13 protein-coding genes are annotated in these 17,951 nt (G+C 74.3%); 7 read left to right on the top strand and 6 right to left on the bottom strand.

The genetic code is table 11. From position 1 onward, the window contains the following. From recC to recD, 3 genes are all read left to right on the top strand, one after another. The coding region (recC, locus tag GFJ45_RS02900; RefSeq protein ID WP_194288484.1) for an exodeoxyribonuclease V subunit gamma at nucleotides 1-2,600 on the top strand (2,600 nt) is incomplete at its 5' end. Beyond that, a complete protein-coding gene (locus tag GFJ45_RS02905; RefSeq protein WP_153393968.1) occupies nucleotides 2,597-6,091 on the top strand; it encodes a UvrD-helicase domain-containing protein in 3,495 nt (1,164 codons plus the stop codon). The genes recC and GFJ45_RS02905, both read left to right, overlap by 4 nt. Then, nucleotides 6,088-7,950 (top strand): exodeoxyribonuclease V subunit alpha, encoded by a 1,863-nt coding sequence (gene recD / locus GFJ45_RS02910; RefSeq protein WP_153393970.1) that lies wholly within the window; start codon nucleotides 6,088-6,090, stop codon nucleotides 7,948-7,950. The genes GFJ45_RS02905 and recD overlap by 4 nt, the downstream gene beginning before the upstream one ends. On the opposite strand, the gene GFJ45_RS02915 is transcribed toward recD, so the two are convergent. Together GFJ45_RS02915 and GFJ45_RS02920 are read right to left on the bottom strand one after the other, a co-directional pair. Next, on the bottom strand, nucleotides 7,924-8,532 hold the full coding sequence (locus GFJ45_RS02915) for a hypothetical protein (protein WP_153393972.1): 609 nt from the start codon (nucleotides 8,530-8,532) through the stop codon (nucleotides 7,924-7,926). The two genes, recD and GFJ45_RS02915, sit on opposite strands and share 27 nt — an antisense overlap. Nucleotides 8,533-8,663: 131 nt before the next feature. Next, a complete protein-coding gene (locus GFJ45_RS02920) occupies nucleotides 8,664-9,554 on the bottom strand; it encodes a LysR family transcriptional regulator (RefSeq protein ID WP_153393974.1) in 891 nt (296 codons plus the stop codon). Nucleotides 9,555-9,728: 174 nt separating this feature from the next. Between GFJ45_RS02920 and GFJ45_RS02925 the strand changes: the two genes are divergently transcribed. Then, nucleotides 9,729-10,829 carry an MFS transporter gene (locus tag GFJ45_RS02925; RefSeq protein ID WP_153393976.1) on the top strand — a complete coding sequence of 367 codons (1,101 nt, stop codon included), beginning with the start codon at nucleotides 9,729-9,731 and terminating at the stop codon, nucleotides 10,827-10,829. A 157-nt stretch (nucleotides 10,830-10,986) separates the two neighbouring features. Here GFJ45_RS02925 and GFJ45_RS02930 read toward each other — a convergent pair whose 3' ends face one another. Continuing rightward, the gene (locus GFJ45_RS02930) at nucleotides 10,987-11,277 is read right to left on the bottom strand and encodes a Fe-S cluster assembly protein HesB (protein ID WP_153393978.1); all 291 of its coding nucleotides are present in this window, start codon (nucleotides 11,275-11,277) and stop codon (nucleotides 10,987-10,989) included. Between the two features lie 321 nt (nucleotides 11,278-11,598). On the opposite strand from GFJ45_RS02930, the gene GFJ45_RS02935 reads away from it, so the two are divergent. Continuing rightward, nucleotides 11,599-12,486 carry a DMT family transporter gene (locus tag GFJ45_RS02935; protein ID WP_228386398.1) on the top strand — a complete coding sequence of 296 codons (888 nt, stop codon included), beginning with the start codon at nucleotides 11,599-11,601 and terminating at the stop codon, nucleotides 12,484-12,486. Nucleotides 12,487-12,614: 128 nt separating this feature from the next. Beyond that, a complete protein-coding gene (locus GFJ45_RS02940) occupies nucleotides 12,615-13,919 on the top strand; it encodes a cytochrome P450 (RefSeq protein ID WP_153393982.1) in 1,305 nt (434 codons plus the stop codon). Here GFJ45_RS02940 and GFJ45_RS02945 read toward each other — a convergent pair. From GFJ45_RS02945 to GFJ45_RS02955, 3 genes are all read right to left on the bottom strand, one after another. Beyond that, a complete protein-coding gene (locus GFJ45_RS02945; RefSeq protein WP_153393984.1) occupies nucleotides 13,912-14,514 on the bottom strand; it encodes a GNAT family N-acetyltransferase in 603 nt (200 codons plus the stop codon). The two genes, GFJ45_RS02940 and GFJ45_RS02945, sit on opposite strands and share 8 nt — an antisense overlap. 128 nt (nucleotides 14,515-14,642) lie before the next feature. Then, complete coding sequence (locus GFJ45_RS02950) at nucleotides 14,643-15,542, bottom strand: LLM class flavin-dependent oxidoreductase (protein ID WP_153393986.1); 900 nt, start codon at nucleotides 15,540-15,542, stop codon at nucleotides 14,643-14,645. Nucleotides 15,543-15,761: 219 nt separating this feature from the next. Next, on the bottom strand, nucleotides 15,762-16,760 hold the full coding sequence (locus tag GFJ45_RS02955) for a dihydrodipicolinate synthase family protein (RefSeq protein WP_323368704.1): 999 nt from the start codon (nucleotides 16,758-16,760) through the stop codon (nucleotides 15,762-15,764). 230 nt (nucleotides 16,761-16,990) lie between these two features. On the opposite strand from GFJ45_RS02955, the gene GFJ45_RS02960 reads away from it, so the two are divergent. Next, a complete protein-coding gene (locus tag GFJ45_RS02960) occupies nucleotides 16,991-17,950 on the top strand; it encodes a threonine ammonia-lyase (protein WP_153393988.1) in 960 nt (319 codons plus the stop codon). Nucleotide 17,951 lies beyond the last annotated feature (1 nt).

Raw genomic sequence — 17,951 nt, forward strand, 5'->3', positions numbered from 1 at the left:
CGCTGGCCACCGCCACCGAGGCGGTCGCGGCGCCCTCGCCCGAGCCGGGAGCGGCGAGCGGTACGCCGGGCCAGCCGGCCGCTACCCCGACACTGCTGGGCTGGCTGCAGCACGACGTCCGCCGCGACGAGACACCGTCCGAGGCGGAGCAGGCCGCCCGCCAGGTCGCCCCCGGCGACCGCAGCGTGCAGGTGCACGCCTGCCACGGTCCCGCCCGGCAGGTCGAGGTGCTGCGCGAGGTGCTCGCCGGGCTGCTCAGCGACGACCCGACGCTGGAGCCACGCGACATCCTGGTGATGTGCCCCGACATCGAGGCGTACGCGCCACTGGTGCACGCCGGGTTCGGGCTGGGGGACGTGGTGGCCGAGGAGGCCGATGGCCACCCCGCGCACCGGCTGCGGGTGCGGCTGGCCGACCGGGCGCCGCGGTTCACCAACCCGCTGCTGGCCGTGGCCGCCGACCTGGTGCGGCTGGCCGGCGGCCGGGTGACGGCCAGCGAGGTGCTCGACCTGGCGCGCAGCCACCCGGTGCGCTGGCGGTTCGGGCTGGACGAGGAGGACCTGGAGCGGCTCGCCGGCTGGGTCGAGGACGCGGTGATCCGCTGGGGGCTGGACCAGGACCACCGCGACGACTACCGGATCGCCACCGCGCAGAACACCTGGCGGTTCGGCCTGGACCGGATCCTCACCGGCGCGGCGCTGGACGGCACCGAGGTCTCCGGGCTGGGTGGCTCGCTCGCGCTGGACGACCTGGACTCCGGCGACGTGGACCTGGCCGGCCGGATGGCCGAGCTGGTCGACCGGCTCGGCACCGCGCTGCACCGGTTGCGCGAGTGCCGCACCGGCGGGCAGTGGGCCGACGCCCTGCACGACGGGGTGCTGGCGCTGGCCGACGTGCCCGCCCGGGACGCCTGGCAGGTCTCCCAGCTGGAGCGCGAGCTGGCGCGGCTTCGCGAGCACGCCGCGACCGCAGCCGCCGGTGCCGCGGCAGCCGGGAGCGGCGGGGTCACCACTGGTGCTCTCACGCCCGCCCCCACGGTGCTGCGGCTCAGCGACGTCGCGGCGGTGCTCGAGGACCGGCTGGGCGGGCGGCCCACGCGGGCGAACTTCCGCACCGGGACGCTGACGGTGTGCACGCTGGTGCCGATGCGCTCGGTGCCGCACCGGGTGGTGTGCCTGGTGGGGCTGGACGACGGGGGGTTCCCGCGCGCGATGACGGTCGACGGCGACGACGTGCTCGCCCGCACGCCGGTCACCGGCGAGCGCGACCCGCGCAGCGAGGACCGGCAGCTGCTGCTGGACGCCGTGATGGCGGCGCGGGAGACGCTGGTGGTGACCTACACCGGCGCCGACGAGGTCACCGGCGGCGAGCGGCCCCCGGCCGTACCGCTCGGTGAGCTGGTCGACGCGGTCGAGACGACCGCGACGCTGCCGCCCGGGCCGGACGGCGGGCCCGGGTCGGTGGTCGTGCGGCACCCGCTGCAGCCTTTCGACCGGCGCAATCTCACCCCCGGCGCGCTGGTCCAGCCGGCAGCGGGCGCGCAGCCGCAGCCGTTCTCGTTCGACCGGCCGTCGCTGCTGGGTGCGCGGGCCGCGGCGGCACCGCGCCGACCGGTGACCGCGGTCGGCGCCGAGCCGCTGCCCGCCGTGGCCGAGGAGACGGTGCCGCTCACCGACCTGACCCGGTTCCTGGTGCACCCGGCACGCACCTTCCTGGCCCGCCGGCTGGGGGTGCTGCTGCCCGAGGTCGCCGAGCAGGCCGGTGAGGGCATCCCCATCGAGCTGGGCGGGCTGGACAAGTGGGCGGTCGGTGACCGGCTGCTGCGCGACGTGCTCGCCGGGCAGGAGCTGGCGGTGTGCCGGGAGGCCGAGCTGGCGCGCGGGCTGCTGCCCCCGGGCGCGCTGGCCGGTCAGGTGCTGGACGACGTGTGCGGGGTCGTCGAGACGCTCGCCGGCCACGCCGCGCCGCTGCGGGAGGGCGCCCGGCACGCCGTGGACCTCGACATCGACCTCGGCGACGGACGCCGGCTGGTCGGCACCGTGCCGGCGCTGGTCGAGGACCGGTCGGTGACCGTCACCTACTCCTCCGTCCGCGCCAAGCAGCGGCTCACCTCCTGGGTGACCCTGCTCGCGCTCACCGCCGGGCACCCCGGTCGGGACTGGACCTCGCACCTGCTCGGGCGTGACGGCCGCTACCAGGCCCACATCACCCACGGCCCGGTCGACCCGGAGCAGGCCCGGGAGCACCTGCGCGCGCTGGTCGACCTGCTCGACCGCGGGATGCGGGAGCCGCTGCCGCTGCCGGTGGAGACCGGGCTGGCCTTCGCCGAGGCGGTCACGGCCCACGACCCCGACCCGCTCGGCCGCGCCCGCTGGCGGTGGGAGACCGCCGACCGGGAGGGCGCAATCCCCGGTGAGCAGCAGGACCCGGCGCACGTGCGGCTGCACGGGGGCGCGGTGCCGTTCGCCGCGCTGCTGCGGGCCCAGGCACGGGAGGACGAGCAGTGGTTCCCCGGCGAGCGGACCCGGCTGGGCCAGCTCGCCCGGCGGGTCTGGGAGCCGGTGCTGTCCGGCCCGGAGCGCAAGGTGCGGCTGCGGTGAGCGCCGAGCCCAGCACCCAGGCCAGCGCCGGGACCAGCACCTCGACCGCGACCGTCCCGGGCGCCCCGACGCCGTCGCCGGCGACGTTCGCGATCACCGACCCGCTGCCCACCGGCACCACGCTGCTGGAGGCCAGCGCCGGCACCGGCAAGACCTGGACGATCGCGGCCCTGGTGACCCGGTACGTCGCCGAGGGCGAGGCCACCCTGCCCGAGATGCTGGTGGTGACGTTCGGCCGGGCCGCCAGCCAGGAGCTGCGGGCCCGGGTGCGCGAGGCGCTGGTGGCGGCCGAGCGGCTGCTGCTGCACCCGCCGCGCCGGGCCGACGGCACCCCCGACCTGAGCGGCCTGGACGACCTGCAGCGGCTGCTGCTGGACGCGCCCGAGGAGGAGCGGACCCGCCGGCTGGCCCGGCTGCGGGAGGCGCTCACCGGCTTCGACGCGGCGACCATCGCCACGACGCACCAGTTCTGCCAGCTGGTGCTGCGCTCGCTCGGCGTGGCCGGTGACACCGACGCCGGCGCCACCCTCGTGGAGGACCTCGACGACCTGCTGGTCGAGGTGGTCGACGACACCTACCTGCGCGGGTTCGCGGGCAGCGCCGAGCCGCCGGCGTTCAGCCGCGGTGAGGCGCTGCGGATCGCGCGCAAGGCGGTCGACGACTCCCACGCCGAGCTGGCGCCCACCGACGCCGAACGGGGCAGCCCGGCCGACCGGCGGGCACGGTTCGGGCAGGCGGTGCGGGCCGAGCTGGACCGGCGCAAACGGCGGCTCGGCGTGCTGCACTACCAGGACCTGCTGACCCAGCTGGCGCAGGCGCTGGAGGCGCCGGCCGGCGCCGTCTCACCGGCGCGAGAGCGGATGCGGCGCCGCTGGCGGGTGGTCCTCGTCGACGAGTTCCAGGACACCGACCCGGTGCAGTGGCAGGTGCTGGACCGGGCGTTCACCGGCCACGCCACGATGGTGCTCATCGGCGACCCGAAGCAGGCGATCTACGCCTTCCGCGGCGGCGACGTCGTCACCTACCTCAAGGCCGCCGCGACCGCCGGCACCACGATGACGCTCGGCACCAACCACCGCAGCGACGCCCCGCTGGTGGACTCCCTGCAGGCGCTGCTGCAGGGCGCCGCGCTCGGCGACCCGGGCATCTGCGTGCACCCGGTCATCGCCCGCCACGAGGGCTCCCGGCTGGACGCGGCCCCCTCGCCGCAGCCGCTGCGGCTGCGGGTGGTGCCGCGGGCGCGGCTGGGCGTGAAGGGCACCCGCACCGCCACCGTCGGCCGGGTGCGGGAGGTGCTGGCGCGGGACGCCGCGTGCGACATCGCCACGCTGGTGGCCAGCGACGCGACCTGGTGCGGCCGGCCGCTACGGCCCAACCAGGTGGCGGTGCTGGCGCACAAGGGCAAGGACCTGGCGCTCATGCAGCGCGAGCTCGCCGAGGTGGGGCTGCCGTCGGTGGTGGCCGGCGGGGGCAGCGTCTTCCACACCCTGGCCGCGACCGAGTGGCTCACCCTGCTGGAGGCGCTGGCCGCGCCGCACCGCTCCACCCGTACCCGGGCGACCGCGCTGACCTCCCTGGTCGGCTACACCCCCGTCGACCTCGACAGCGGCGGCGAGGAGCTCAGCGACGCGCTGGCCACCCGGCTGCGCGACCTGGCCGTGGTGTGCGAGCGGCGCGGGGTCGCCGCGGTGCTGGAGCACGCCATCATCCACGGGCTGCCGGAGCGGGTGCTGGGCACCGTGGCCGGGGAGCGCCACCTGACCGACCTGCGGCACGTGGGGCAGCTGCTGCACGAGGCCGGCACCGGCCAGCAGGGCGGGATGGGCCTGCTCGGGCTGACCGACTGGCTGCGCGCGCAGATGGCCGAGGACGCCCCGCCGGGTGCCAGCGCCCGCACCCGCCGGCTGGACAGCGACGCCTCGGCGGTGCAGCTGGTCACCATCCACGGCAGCAAGGGGCTGCAGTACCCGGTCGTCTACCTGCCGTTCCTGGCCGACCGGTGGGTGCCGAAGCAGCCGGACATCCCGCTCTTCCACTCCCCGCCGCCGGAGCGGGTACGCACCCTCGACGTCGGCGGGCCGGGCGCCCCGCACTGGGCGGAGTCGGTGCGTGCCCACCAGCACGAGGACGCCGGGGAGAGCCTGCGGCTGCTCTACGTGGCGCTGACCCGCGCCCAGTCCCAGGTGGTCGCCTGGTGGGCACCGGGCAACAACACCCCCGCCTCCGCCTGGCACCGGATGCTGCTGGGTCGCGGCCCGGGTGAGGCCACCGTCCCCGACGCCTTCCGGCTGCCCTCCGACGAGGACGTCGTGCGCACCCTGGCGCGCTGGTCCTGCGGCTCCGGCAAGCAGCCGCGGCCCGGGGCGCACATCGAGTTCGTCGAGGACGCGACACCGCCGCAGGTGCAGGTGCCCGCGCCGACGACCGAGCTGGCGGTCCGCCGTTTCGCCCGGACCGTGGACACGGCCTGGCGCCGCACCTCCTACACCGCGCTCAGCTCCCCGGCCGAGGCGGTCGCGGCCGCCAGCGGGGCCGCTGCCGACTCCCCCGGTGGCGTCGGCAGCGAGCCGGAGGTGGTCCCGCGCGAGGACGAGCCGGACGCGCCCGAGCCGCTGGAGGACGACACCCTGCCCGGGCTGGGACTGCCCGGGCTGGAGGTGCCCTCCCCCATGGCCGACCTGCCGGTCGGGGCGACGTTCGGGTCGCTGGTGCACGCCGTGCTCGAGCACGCCGACCCGCAGGCACCGGACCTGCACGCCGAGCTGGCCGAGCAGGTCCGCGAGCAGCTGCTGCGCTGGCCGGTCGACCTGGGCGAGGGCGGCACCGAGCGCCTCGCCGGCGCCCTGGTCGCGGCCTGTGAGACGCCGCTGGGGCCGCTGGCCAAGGGGGCAACGCTGCGGCAGGTCGGCACCGCCGACCGGCTGTCCGAGCTCGACTTCGAGCTGCCGCTGGCCGGCGGGGACGACACCGGCTACCCGGCCGAGGCGGTCACGCTCGGTGACCTGCGGCCGCTGCTGCTGACGCAGCTGCCCGAGGGCGACCCGGTGCGCGGCTGGGCCGAGGCGCTCGCCCGCCCGGAGCTGGGCGAGCAGCCGCTGCGCGGCTACCTCACCGGCTCCGTCGACGCGGTGCTGCGCACCGGCGGCCGCTACCTGGTCGTGGACTACAAGACCAACTGGCTGGGTGCGCCGGAGCAGCCGCTGACCGCCGCGGCCTACCGGCCCGAGGCGCTCGCGCAGGCGATGGGCCACTCCAGCTACCCGCTGCAGGCGCTGCTCTACGCGGTGGTGGCCCACCGGTTCCTGCGGTGGCGGCTACGCGGCTACGACCCGGCCCGGCACCTGGGTGGAGTCCTGTACCTCTACCTGCGCGGCATGTGCGGGCCGGACACCCCGGTCGTCGACGGGCACCCGTGCGGGGTGTTCTCGTGGCGGCCGCCGGTCGCCCTGGTGCAGGCGGTCTCGGACCTGCTGGACGGGAGGCGGGCGTGACCGCACAGCTCTTCGAACCCACCAGTGAGCACGACCGCCGGCTCGCCCGCTCCGCCGGGGGCCGGCTGGCCGAGCTGAACGGGGCCGGGGTCATCACCGCTGCCGACGTGCACGTGGCCCGCACGCTGGCGCGGCTCGGCCACGAGAAGGACGAGGACGTCGTGGTCGCGGCTGCGCTCGCCACCCGCGCGGTCCGCGAGGGCTCGGTGTGCGTCGACCTGGCGCGGGTTCCCGAGCTCGCGCCCGACCTGGACTGGCCGGAGCCCGACGGGTGGCTGCAGCGGGTCGCCGCCAGCACGCTCGCCGCGCAGCGCGCGCTGGTGGTGGAGCTCGGGCTGGTCTACCTGCAGCGGTACCACCACCAGGAGGTCGCGGTCGCCGCCGACCTGACCGCACGGGCGGGGCAGGACCCGCCGCCGGTGCACGAGGAGCTGCTGGCCGAGGCGCTGGGCAGCGTCTTCCCCGGCGAGGGGTACGCCGAGCAGCGGGAGGCGGCGGTGACGGCGGTGCGGTCGTGGACCACGGTGCTCACCGGCGGCCCGGGCACCGGCAAGACCACCACGGTGGCGCGGGTGCTGGCGCTGCTGGCCCAGCAGCACGAGGCAGGCCCCTCGGCGCGGCCGCTGCGGGTGGCGCTGGCCGCGCCGACCGGCAAGGCCGCCGCCCGGCTGCAGGAGGCGGTGACCGAGGCGCTGGACGAACTGCTGGCGGGGCCCCTCACCGACGCGCAGCGCCGGGCCGCCGAGCCGCTGCGGCAGGTGCACGCCGCCACGATCCACCGGCTGCTGGGGTGGCGGCCGGGCGGCGGGACCCGGTTCCGGCACGGCCGGGAGAACCGGCTGCCCCACGACGTCGTCGTGGTCGACGAGAGCTCGATGATGTCGCTGACGCTGACCGCCCGGCTGCTGGAGGCGGTGCGCCCGCAGACGCGGCTGCTGCTGGTCGGCGACCCCGACCAGCTCGTCTCCGTCGACGCCGGCGCGGTGCTGGCCGACCTGGTGGCCGGCGTGACCGAGGGCGGCCAGCCCGAGGCGCCGGAGGAGCCCCGGGACAGCGCCGGCACCGCGGTGGCGCGGCTGCGGACGGTGCACCGGTACGGCGAGCAGATCGGTGCCCTGGCCCAGGCGCTGCGCGACGGCGACGCGGACCAGGTGCTCGCGGTGCTGCGCGGCTCCGACCCGGCCAGCAGCGCGAGCGCGGCGAGCCCGCCGCAGGTGCGGTTCGTCGAGGAGGCCGAGCCCGGCGACTACCTGCGCGGTCCGCTGACCCGGCAGGCGCTCGCGCTGCGGGAGGCGGCCCTGACCGGGGACGACGACGCGGCGATGGCCGCGCTGGAGGAGCACCGGCTGCTGTGTGCCCACCGGGACGGCCCGTACGGCGTGCGCACCTGGAACCGCCGGGTCGAGCAGTGGGTCACCGAGGTGACCGGGGACCCGCTGTGGGAGCCGATGTACCCGGGCCGGCCGTTGCTGGTCACGGCCAACGACTACGCGCTGGGGCTGTTCAACGGCGACACCGGCGTAGTCGTGCTCGGGAAGGACGGCAGGCCGCGCGCGGTGATCGCCGGCACCGACGGGCGCCGGGAGCTGGCGGTCAGCAGGCTCGGTGACGTGGACACCATGCACGCGATGACGATCCACAAGGCCCAGGGCAGCCAGGCCCGCGAGGTGACCGTGCTCCTCCCCGACGAGGACTCGGCCCTGCTGACGCGGGAGCTGCTCTACACCGCGGTCACGCGGGCCCGGGACCGGGTGACGCTCGTGGGCAGCGAGGCAGTGGTGCGCGCGGCGGTCGAGCGGCAGGTGCGGCGGGCCAGCGGGCTGCGCCAGCGGCTAGCGGGTGGTTCGCCCGCCCCTTGACCTCCAGTTCCAGACGCTGCCGGCAGCATGGCCCACCAGGAGCTTGCTGTAGAAGACCGGCGCGAACCACGGCGCGGCAGTCGAGCGACCGAGGGCCCGGTCCAGGCCGAGCCCGGCTGCGGTCGCGCCGATGGCCAGTGGCAGCCGCGCGCGGCGAGGGGCCGCGGCCACCACCGCTGTGGCGCCGAGCAGCCACGCGTAGTGGCCGAGCACCCAGCGCAACGACGACCTCCCGCTGCGGTGGCCCTCGGTCGCGTCGACGTGGCCGACCAGGCCGGCATGCAGCAGGTGCGCGGCAGCGAACCCCACGTGCTCGCCGAACCCTTGCCCGGGCCGTTCGTACCAGCGCACACAGCTTGGGGTGTTGTTGACGAAGGCACCACCCCACAGGTCGACCGCGGCCAGCTGCAGGAGCACCCGGCGGTGCACCGGGGCACCGTCATCGAGCCCGTGATGTCCCCACAGCGCCCCCGCGAGCACGGCCGCGGCCGTCCCCGCCGCTTCGACCCTGGACTGTCCGGGGCCGACGAACCGGTCCCACGCCCCGGCGACTCCCGGCCGGATCTCACCCTCGATCGACACGCCGCGCCCTTCCGCTCTTCCTGCACCGGACGACCTCCACGCGCGGCCAGGGTACTGGGCGTGGCTGCGCGCTCGCGTGCATCGGCGCCGGGCCAGCTCTCCCGGGCGGACGGGATGGTGGGCAGCGACGTTCAGCGCGAGCGTGGGTTCCAGGTCTGCCGGAGCTGGTCGAGCACGACGGCGACCGCCGGGCTGCGGTAGCGGCGGGGATGGGTGAGGGTGTGGACCTCACAGTCAGGCAGGGGCGGGCCCTCCAGGAGGCGGAGGGCGCCGGACTCGATCTGGTCACTGGCGGCGATCGCCGGGAGGGCCGTCCAGCCCAGGCCGACGGCGACGCATCGTTTGATGGCCTCGATGCTGCCGAAGTGGGAGCGACGTCCGGTCGGTTGACCGGTGCCGCTCAGCCTGGCGGCAACGTCGTCGCTGTAGCCGCACCCCTCTTCGATCAGCAGTGCGTCACGCCGGGCGAGGTCAGCCCAGGAGAGCCTGGCCCCGGGGCGCTCGGCCGCGCTGGTGACGAGGACCAGGGGCTCGTTGCCGAGTCGTTCGGCCTCGAGGTCTGAGACCGGCAGCCCGGGTTCCATCGTCAGGGCGAGGTCAACGTTGCCTCGTTTGACCGCGTCGAGGGTCTGGTCGATGCCTCCCGGTGTGAGCCAGACGTCCACTGTCGGAGCGGTGTCCCGGAGCGCGCTGACCACCGCAGGGAGCCGATACGTGCACAGTGACTCCGGGGCCATCACGCGGACCGTCCCGGCGAGCTCGCCACGGCCTTGCCGGTTGACCGTCGTGAGCCGCTCCTCGGTGGCCAGGATCTCCTCGGCATCGGGGATGAGGCGGGCACCGGCGTCGGTCACCCGAACACCGCCGGGCAGACGGTCCAGCAGCCGGACCCCGAGCTGACGCTCCAGCTTCTGCACGTGGCCGGTCACGGTGGACTGGGTGTACCCCAGCTCCAGTGCGGCGTCGGTGAAGCTGGAGGCCCGCGCCACGGCGACGAAGCTCCGGAGCAGGCGGGTGTCCATCAGCGCGCCGCCGCCCTGTATCGCGGTTCGTGATGCACTGGATGAGTTTTCATTGTTGGACACGATACCGCTCGCGGACCGACAGTGGGAGACATGAGCACCTCCTCCACGGCGCGGTCCCGGAGAAGCCAGCGCGAAGGCTCTCCCAGCCGGCACCTGGCTGTCCTGCTGGTGGTGACCTTCCTGGCGTTCGTCAACTACGCGGCGCTGCTCGCGGTAGTCCCGATGTGGGCCTCCGTCGGCGGTGCGGCCAGCCTGGCCGTCGGCAGCACGACCGGGGTGATGATGGGGGCGACGATCGTCACCCAGCTGGGCGCAGTGGTGGTGTTCAAGCTGCTCCGCCTTGGCCAGATGATGGTGATCGGCGCGGTCCTGCTCGGCGCCCCGACGCCGCTGTACATCGTCTCGGCGGACATCAGCTGGATCATGATGATCACCGTTGTCCGAGGCGTCGGGTTCGCGCTGGTGGTGTTGTCCGGAGCCACGCTCGTGGCCGACCTTGCCGAAGCCGGACGGCTGTCGTCCTCGGCGTCCCTGTACGGCACTGCGGCGGCACTTCCCAACCTCGGGGCGCTGCCGGGAGGGGTCTGGATCGCCGAGACGTGGGGGTTCCCCCTCGTGTTCTGGGGAGCAGGCGTGGCATGCCTGCTTGGCGCAGCGCTCGCCGTTGGGCTACCCCGACAGGCACGCGGTGCGTTCCGGCTCGTCACCCTCGCCGACGTGCGGCGGATCGCCACACCGGTAGGGATCTTCGTGCTCACCGCCGTCTCGTTCGGGGCGGCGACCACCTTCCTGCCGATCTCCGGGCCGAGCGCCAGGCAGGTGTCGCTGGCCCTCCTGGTCGCCTCAGGTGCGCTGGTCCTGGGGCGCCTGGGGGCGGGCATCCTCGGTGACCGGATCGCACCTGGCCGGCTGCTGGTCCCCTCGGCGCTGCTCGCGGCAGCAGGACTGGGTCTGACATCCGAGGCCGTCCGAGCCTCACCATCGCTGCTTCTGCTCGGCGCAGCACTGCTGGGCGCAGCCTTCGGCGCCGGCCAGAACGACTCCTTCGTCGCGACCGTGCAGCGCCTCGGCCCTACGCGGACCGGCACCGCCAGCACCGTGTGGAACATGGCCTATGACGGCGGCCTCGGACTCGGCGCGGTCGCGCTCGGCTGGGTCATCGGCACGACGGGCTATGCGGGGGCCTTCCTCACGCTGGCGCTCGGAGTCGCCGGTGCGGCGCTGCTGCTGCAGCTCGCGCTCAGAGTCCGACTCCACCAGGCCTCACACTAGGTGGCGGTGTGGCCAGGCTGCGGCCAGTGCCTGCCGGCAGGGCCCATGACCGGAGCGGGCTCGAGGCGGACCGGTGGCACACGCAGCGACGCCCGCCACCCCAGCGGGTGACGGGCGCCGACTGACTGTCAGTCTGGTGCGACCGAGCGGGATCCGCTCAGGAGGTGGCCTCCTGCTGCGGGGTCAGCGTGAAGCCGACACCCTGCTCGGTCTGGGTGGCGTCGAGGGTCTGGTTCTCCAGCGCCGGGGCGGTGTCCTCGGCCACGAAGACCTTGGACTGGCCGGCGTCGACCACCTGGTCGCCCGGCTGCGGCTCCGGCGCGAGGCTGACCTCGAGCTGGGTCTGGTCCTCGGCCATCGCGATGCGCAGGCCGCCGTTGTCGGCGAGGCCGGCCTCGGTGGCAAGACCCTCGACGAGGGTCTGGGCGTTCTCGGTCACGCTAAGCATTGGGTGTCCTCCTCTGGGGTGCGGTCCCCCGGCGCTCGCCGGGGCGACGCCTACGCCCCCACCGCTCGGGGCAGGTCCGCACACGTCTCTTCGGACACCTCCACCTTGGGTGATGTGCGGGGGCGCATGCAAACGCGCACCCCAGAGCGCCCGTGAGGCCGGGCCACCGTACTCATCTCGGGCGGGACGCGGTCAAGAGCAGTGGCCGGGCGGTGCTGGCTCGCCGAACCCAGCGCCGGTTGTCCTGGCCTGCCCGGCGGCCGATCATGAGCTGTGACCTCGCCTCGTTCGACTACTGCGGCCTTCGCTGCCCGGGACTGGATGCTGCTGGCCGCGGCCGCGCTGATGTGGGGCGGCTCGTTCTTCCTCATCAAGATCGGCCTCACCGACCTGCCTCCGGCCACGGTCGCCTGGCTGCGGCTGGTCTTCGGGGCGGCGGCCCTCTCGCTCCTGCCGGCCTCCCGCAGGCCGCTGCGCCACCGCGGGGACTGGCGGCTGGTTGCCGTGCTCGGGCTGGTCTGGATGGCGGTGCCGTTCCTGCTGTTCCCCATCGCCCAGCAAACCATCCCGTCCTCGCTGGCCGGGATGATCAACGGGGCGGCGCCGCTGTTCACCGCCCTCATCGCGGTGGCCTGGTACCGCACGTCGCCCGACCGGCGACTGGTCGCCGGTCTCGCCGTGGGGTTCGCTGGGGTGGTCACGGTCAACCTGCCCGCCCTGGAGGCCCACGCCACGCTGGGCGGGGTCACGTTGATCCTGGCGGCCACCGTGATGTACGGGGTCGCGTTCAACCTCGCGGAGCCGCTGGAGAGCCGCAACGGCGCCCTCGCGGTGATCTGGCGGGCCGAGCTGGTGGCCGTGGCGGTCCTGACGCCGGCCGGCCTGCACGGACTGCTGAGCTCGACGCCCTCGGCGGCCAGCATGGCGGCGATGGTGGCCCTGGGCGCGCTGAGCACCGGCGTGGCGTTCGCCTTCTTCACCGTCCTCATCGGTCGGGTCGGCGCGTCGCGCGCCTCGGTGACCATCTACCTGATCCCCGTCGTGGCGATCCTCTTCGGCGCCGGTCTGGCCGATGAGCCCGTCGCTCCGATGTCGCTGGTCGGCACGGCACTGGTGCTGCTCGGCGCCTACCTCGCCTCCGGCTCCAGGCGACGTCGTCGCCGGCCCACCACCACCGAGCCGGAGCCGGCAGCGGGGCGGCCGTTGTGATCCGCCCGGGCCCCGCCACCAGTCACGGCCCCGTAGCCTCGCCCCACGCACCCCGGGACCGGTAGCGGCTCGGTCACCGTCAGCGAGCTCCGGTAGCAGCGCGGTGCCGCCGCTGTGAGGCTGGACCCATGCCGACTGTTCCGACCACCTCCGCTGCCGACGGGGTCCGCGCGCTGTCAGCCGTCGTCCTCCCGGTCCTGGCCAAGGGCCCGATCGTGCGCCGCGCCGGTGCTGTCAACGCGGCCGAGCGCCTGGACTTGGACACCCGTGCCGTGACGGAGATGCAGCGGCTACGGGAGCGCTACGGTCCCGGACCGGTGCAGGTGCGCCTGCCCGGGCGGCGCCTGACGCTGCTGCTGGAGCCGGCCGATGTCCACCGCGTCCTGCACGCACCGACCGACGAGTTCTCGCCGGCCACCCGGGAGAAGCGCGGTGCGCTGGGTCACTTCCAGCCAGACGGGGTGCTGGTGTCCTCCCCGGAGGAGCGGCTGCAGCGCCGCCCCTTCAACGAGGAGGTGCTGCAGACCGGCCGCACGGTCCACAGCCACGGTGAGGCGATGACGATCGCGGTCCGGGAGGAGGTCGCGGCCCTGCTCGGTCACCTCGACTTCGCCGGCAGCCTGGACTGGCCGGCCTTCCACCTGATGTTCTGGCGGGTGATCCGTCGGGTGGTGCTCGGTGACTCCGCCCGCGACGACGTGCCCATCACCTCCGACCTGGACCAGCTGCGCGCGGACGCGAACTGGTCCTTCCTCCGGCCCACCAAGCGCCGCACCCGGGAGCGGTTCCTGCAACGGCTGCAGGGGTACATCGACCGTGCCGAGCCCGGCAGCCTGGCGCAGCTGGCCGCGGTGACGGAGGCGGCCGACGGCACCAAGCCACACCAGCAGCTGCCGCAGTGGCTGTTCGCCTTCGACGCCGCCACCTGGGCCAGCGCCCGCGCGCTGGCCCTGCTCGCCTCCGACGGCGGGGTCATGGCCGACGCCCGTGCGGAGGCGGAGAGCGCCGGCGACCCGCCGGACCTGCCCAGGATGCGCGCGGTGATCCTCGAGTCGCTGCGGCTGTGGCCGACGACCCCGCTTGTCCTGCGAGACACGCTCCGCGACACCGAGTGGGCCGCCGGCACGCTCCCGGCTGGGGCCTCCGTGGTGGTCTTCGCGCCGTTCTTCCACCGCGACGAGACCCGCGTCCCGGAGGCGCACCGGTTCGCACCCGACCTGTGGCTGCGGGAGCGCACCGAGGACGACTGGCCGCTGGTGCCGTTCAGCGCCGGCCCGGCCATGTGCCCGGGCCGCAACCTCGTGCTGCTGGTCGCCAGCGCCGTCCTCGGTGAGCTGGTCCGCCAGCGCGGGCTCCGCCTGCAGCGGCCGCTGGACCTCCAGCGGCTACCCGGTCTGCTGAGCCCGTTCCGCCTCAGTTTCGAGGTCAGCTAGCGGCAGCGTCCGGGACCAGGTCCCGGCGCACCACCCAGCGCACCCGGTTGGCGCTGGTGGCCCTCGTCTCCCCGATCACCCGGAAGCCGACCCGCTCAAACATCGGCACCGTCCCCACGTAGGCCATCGTCTGGTCGACCCTGCCGCCCTCCGGGTCGACCGGGTACGCCTCGACCGCCGGCGCACCGTGGGATGCCGCGTAGGCGACGGCGCCGTCGATGAGCTGGCCCGTCACACCCTGCCGGCGGTGACCGACGCGGACCACCAGGCAGACGATGCTCCACACCGGCACGTCGTCCACGGCGGGCATCACCTCCGAGCGGGCCAGCCGCGGCATCGCCGACCGCGGCGCCATGCCGCACCATCCGACGGGCTCGCCGTCACGGTAGGCCAGCACGCCGGGCGGAGGGCGACGCCGGGTCAGCTCACGCATCGCCTCCTCACGGGAGTCACCCCCGAGGTCACGGATCTCCCGCTGGGCGAACCGCGGGGCGAGGCACCAGCAGTGCTTCGGGTTGCGTCGCGGGTTGATCACCGTCGCCAGGTCCTCGAACCGCTCGTCGGTCGCGGGCAGAACCTCCCAGCCATCGTGCATGGGCCCAGCACAGCACCGACCGGTGACATCGGGAAGACCCCCGCGTGAGGCACGACCGGAGGTGTGGCACTGCCCGTACGACACCGGAGGATGTCCCGACGCCTCAACCAGGCGTCAGCGCAGGTGGGCTACCACGGCGGAGGGCCCCGGCGGATTGCCTCCAGGTTCTCCTCCGGTGAGCACCGGGCCGAGATCACGTCGGATGCCAGCCAGGTGACGCCCAGCTCGCCGTAGCGGGCGATGCGCCGTGCGGTGGTGGCCTGGGCGTCGACGTAGAGCAGGATGTCGCCAGGGTGGTCCACCTCACCGCGGTAGTAGGTGACGAGGTCGTTCAGGTCCTGGCCGTCGGGGTCGGGGTCGACGATGGGCATGAGCCCGTCCCAGCCGGCTGCCCGTCGCACCGGCTTCTTGTTGGGCCAGAACGCCGCCACCAGGATCGGGATGCGTGGCCGCTGCGCAGGGGTGGGCAGGAGGGCCACGTCCTCGACGTCATAGAACTCGCCGTGGAAGGTGACCCGCTCGCCGCTCCAGAACCGGGTGAGCAGCTCGAGGGCCTCGTCGTAGCGCCGGCCCACCCGCTTGGCGTCCCACTGCTCACCAAAGAGGTCGTACTCGGCCCGACGCCCGAGGCCGACGCCCAGCAGCACCCGACCGTGGCTGAGCCGGTCCAGCGTGGCCAGGTCGCGCGCCAGCTGCCAGGGCTGGCGTCGGGCGACGGGCACGATCCAGGTCCCCAGCGTGACGCGCTCCGTCCGCGTGGCGATGCCGGCAAGGGTGATGATCGGGTCAATATGTGGCTCGTACCGCTCGGGCCGGAAGTGCTCCGGATCTCCCGCGGCACCGAGTGCGTCGGAAGCCGCTGGCCAGATGAGCACGTCCCACAAGAACACCCCGTCCCAGCCCGCTTCCTCGGCCGCCACGGCGTAGGCCACCATCGCGGCGGCGTCCTCCCCCACGGCCGGGTTCGGCAGGATCAACCCGTGACGCGGCGTCCCTGCGGCGGCTGCTACTCCGCTCGTTGTGACCATCAGCTGCTCCGTCCCGCGGCCCCCGAGGTAGGCAGGACGGTAGTGCAGCGTGCGGCCAGACCGCTAGCAGCGCGGCCCCGGACCAGGGCCGCGGTCGTGTCCGCGGCGTCTGGCCTGCTGTCGTGGACCATCTCCGGCACCATCGAGGACGACGCCGTCCCGCCGACCGGCTCGGGCCCCTCACGCAGGAGGGATGCTCGAGGCAGCGCCGCAGGCGCGTTACGTCGGGGTTGGGTCGAGAATGCCCGCTGCGCGCAGCGTCGCCACCGCGTCCCGGAGCCGTCCGCGGCCTGCCTCGTCGAGTCCGCGGACGGGACGCGGCAGGTTCGGGTGGCCCACCAGGTGCAGCTCTTCTGCCAGCGCGGAGACGACGCGGTAGCTGCCGTAGCTGGCGAACAGCTCCCACAGTGGCGTCAGCTGGTTTGAGAGCTCGACGGCGTAGCTGGCGTTGCCGGCGGCCGCGGCGGAGACGATGGCCCGGCAGGGGGCAGGGAGGGTGCCGGCCAGGACGCTGTACCAGGCGTCGCAGCCCGCGTTGAGTGCGTCGGCTGCGACGGGGTCGCCGCTGATGCCGATGGTCACGTCGGCCGGGACCGTGGCGCGCAACCCCGCGACCCGCTGCTCGATCACCGCTGGTCCACCGTCGACCGGCGGGATCTTGATCGAGGCCACGTGGGGAAGCTGGGCGATGCGCGCGTGCAGGGCGTCGGTGAAGGTGACGTGGGTCGTGCCGGGGTTGTCGTAGACCACCAGCGGGACCGACGATGCGGCGTCGGCCTCCTCGAAGAGCCCGTACACCTCGTCCTCGGTGAGGGGCTGGTAGGACACGGGCGCCAGCAGCAGGGCGGCAGCACCGGCGGCCTGGGCGTCGTGAGCGTGCTGGAGGACGTCGCGGGTCCGGGTCGAGCCGATACCTGCGAAGACAGGGACGTCGCCGGCGGCGGCGACGGCCAGCTCGACGACGCGGCGTCGCTCGTCGCGGTTGAGGTAGGCGTAGCTCCCGGTCGAGCCGAGCGCAGTGACCGAGTCGACGCCGGCGTCGACGAGCCGGGTGATGAGGTTCGTGTATGCGCTCTCGTCGACCCCGCCCGCTGCGCCGTCGGTGACCGGGGTGAGCGGGAAGGCGCTCAACCCCGTGAACAGCGCGGCGCTGCCGGTGCGCACGCCGCTGTCCGCCGAGGGGGACGGGATCTGGTTGTCGCCGCTGTCACTGGTCATCTCGGCGTCTCCGTCCGGTCGCCGGCCAGGCCACGGGCCCGCTTGGTAGTCGGTTGCACGCGCAGCTCCGTCGGCGCGCTCATCAGGTGGTCATTCAGCAACAGCGCCATGGACACATCCTTGGTTCAGACCCGTCGATGTCACCGCGTTCCGCGCTCCGGGGTCACGGGATGTCGTCAGGGTACGTTCGACACGACGACTTCCGCGCCCGGCTGGCTACGATGACCCGCATGCGGCTGGTGAACCTGGACGACATCCACCAAGCCAGTCACCGCATCCGGGGAGTCACTCTCCACACGCCGCTGCTCCGGGCGACCTGGGCGGAGGAACGTTCCCCGCTGTTCCTCAAGCCCGAGAGCCTGCAGCCCACCGGGGCATTCAAGCTGCGGGGTGCCACCAACAAGGTCGCGTCCCTCACCGAAGCAGAACGGGACGCCGGGATCGTGGCGCACTCCAGCGGCAACCACGCCCAAGCCGTCGCCCACGCCGCCCGTTCCCATGGCGCCCGGTCGGTCATCGTGATGCCCGACACTGCCCCAACCGTGAAGCTCGAGGCGACGAAGCGGCTGGGCGCCGAGGTCGTGCTCGTGCCGGCCAGCGAGCAGGCCACCAGGTCTGCCGAGCTCGCGGCTGAGCACGGCTACACGATCGTCCCGCCGTACGACGACCCGTTCGTGATCGCCGGTCAGGGCACCGTGGGTCTCGAGGTCGTCGGGGACCTTCCCGACGTTGCAACGGTGCTGGTCCCCGTCAGCGGCGGCGGGCTGATCAGCGGGGTGGTAGCGGCGGTGAAGGAACAGCACCCCGCGGCCCGGGTCATCGGGGTGGAGCCGGAGGTGGCGGGCGACGCCGCGGAGAGCCTGCGTCGCGGGGAACGCGTCGTGTGGCCCTCGGAGCTGACCAACCGCACGATGGCCGACGGTCTGCGCGCCGAGGGCGTCGGCCAGCTGACGTGGGAGCACATCCGCCGCTACGTCGACGACATCGTCACCGTCACCGAGGACCAGATCCGTGAGGCGATGCGGGTGCTCGCCCGTGGCTCCCGCCTGGTCGCCGAGGCCAGTGGCGCGGTGACCACAGCGGCCTACCTCTTCCATGGCGAGGATCTGCGCCTGCAGGGCGACACCGTTGCGGTGCTCAGCGGCGGCAACGTCGACCCGCAGCAGTTCGCCGAGGTCCTCGCCAGCTGAC

The organism is Ornithinicoccus halotolerans, assembly GCF_009602535.1.
GTDB classification, from domain to species: domain Bacteria; phylum Actinomycetota; class Actinomycetes; order Actinomycetales; family Dermatophilaceae; genus Ornithinicoccus; species Ornithinicoccus halotolerans.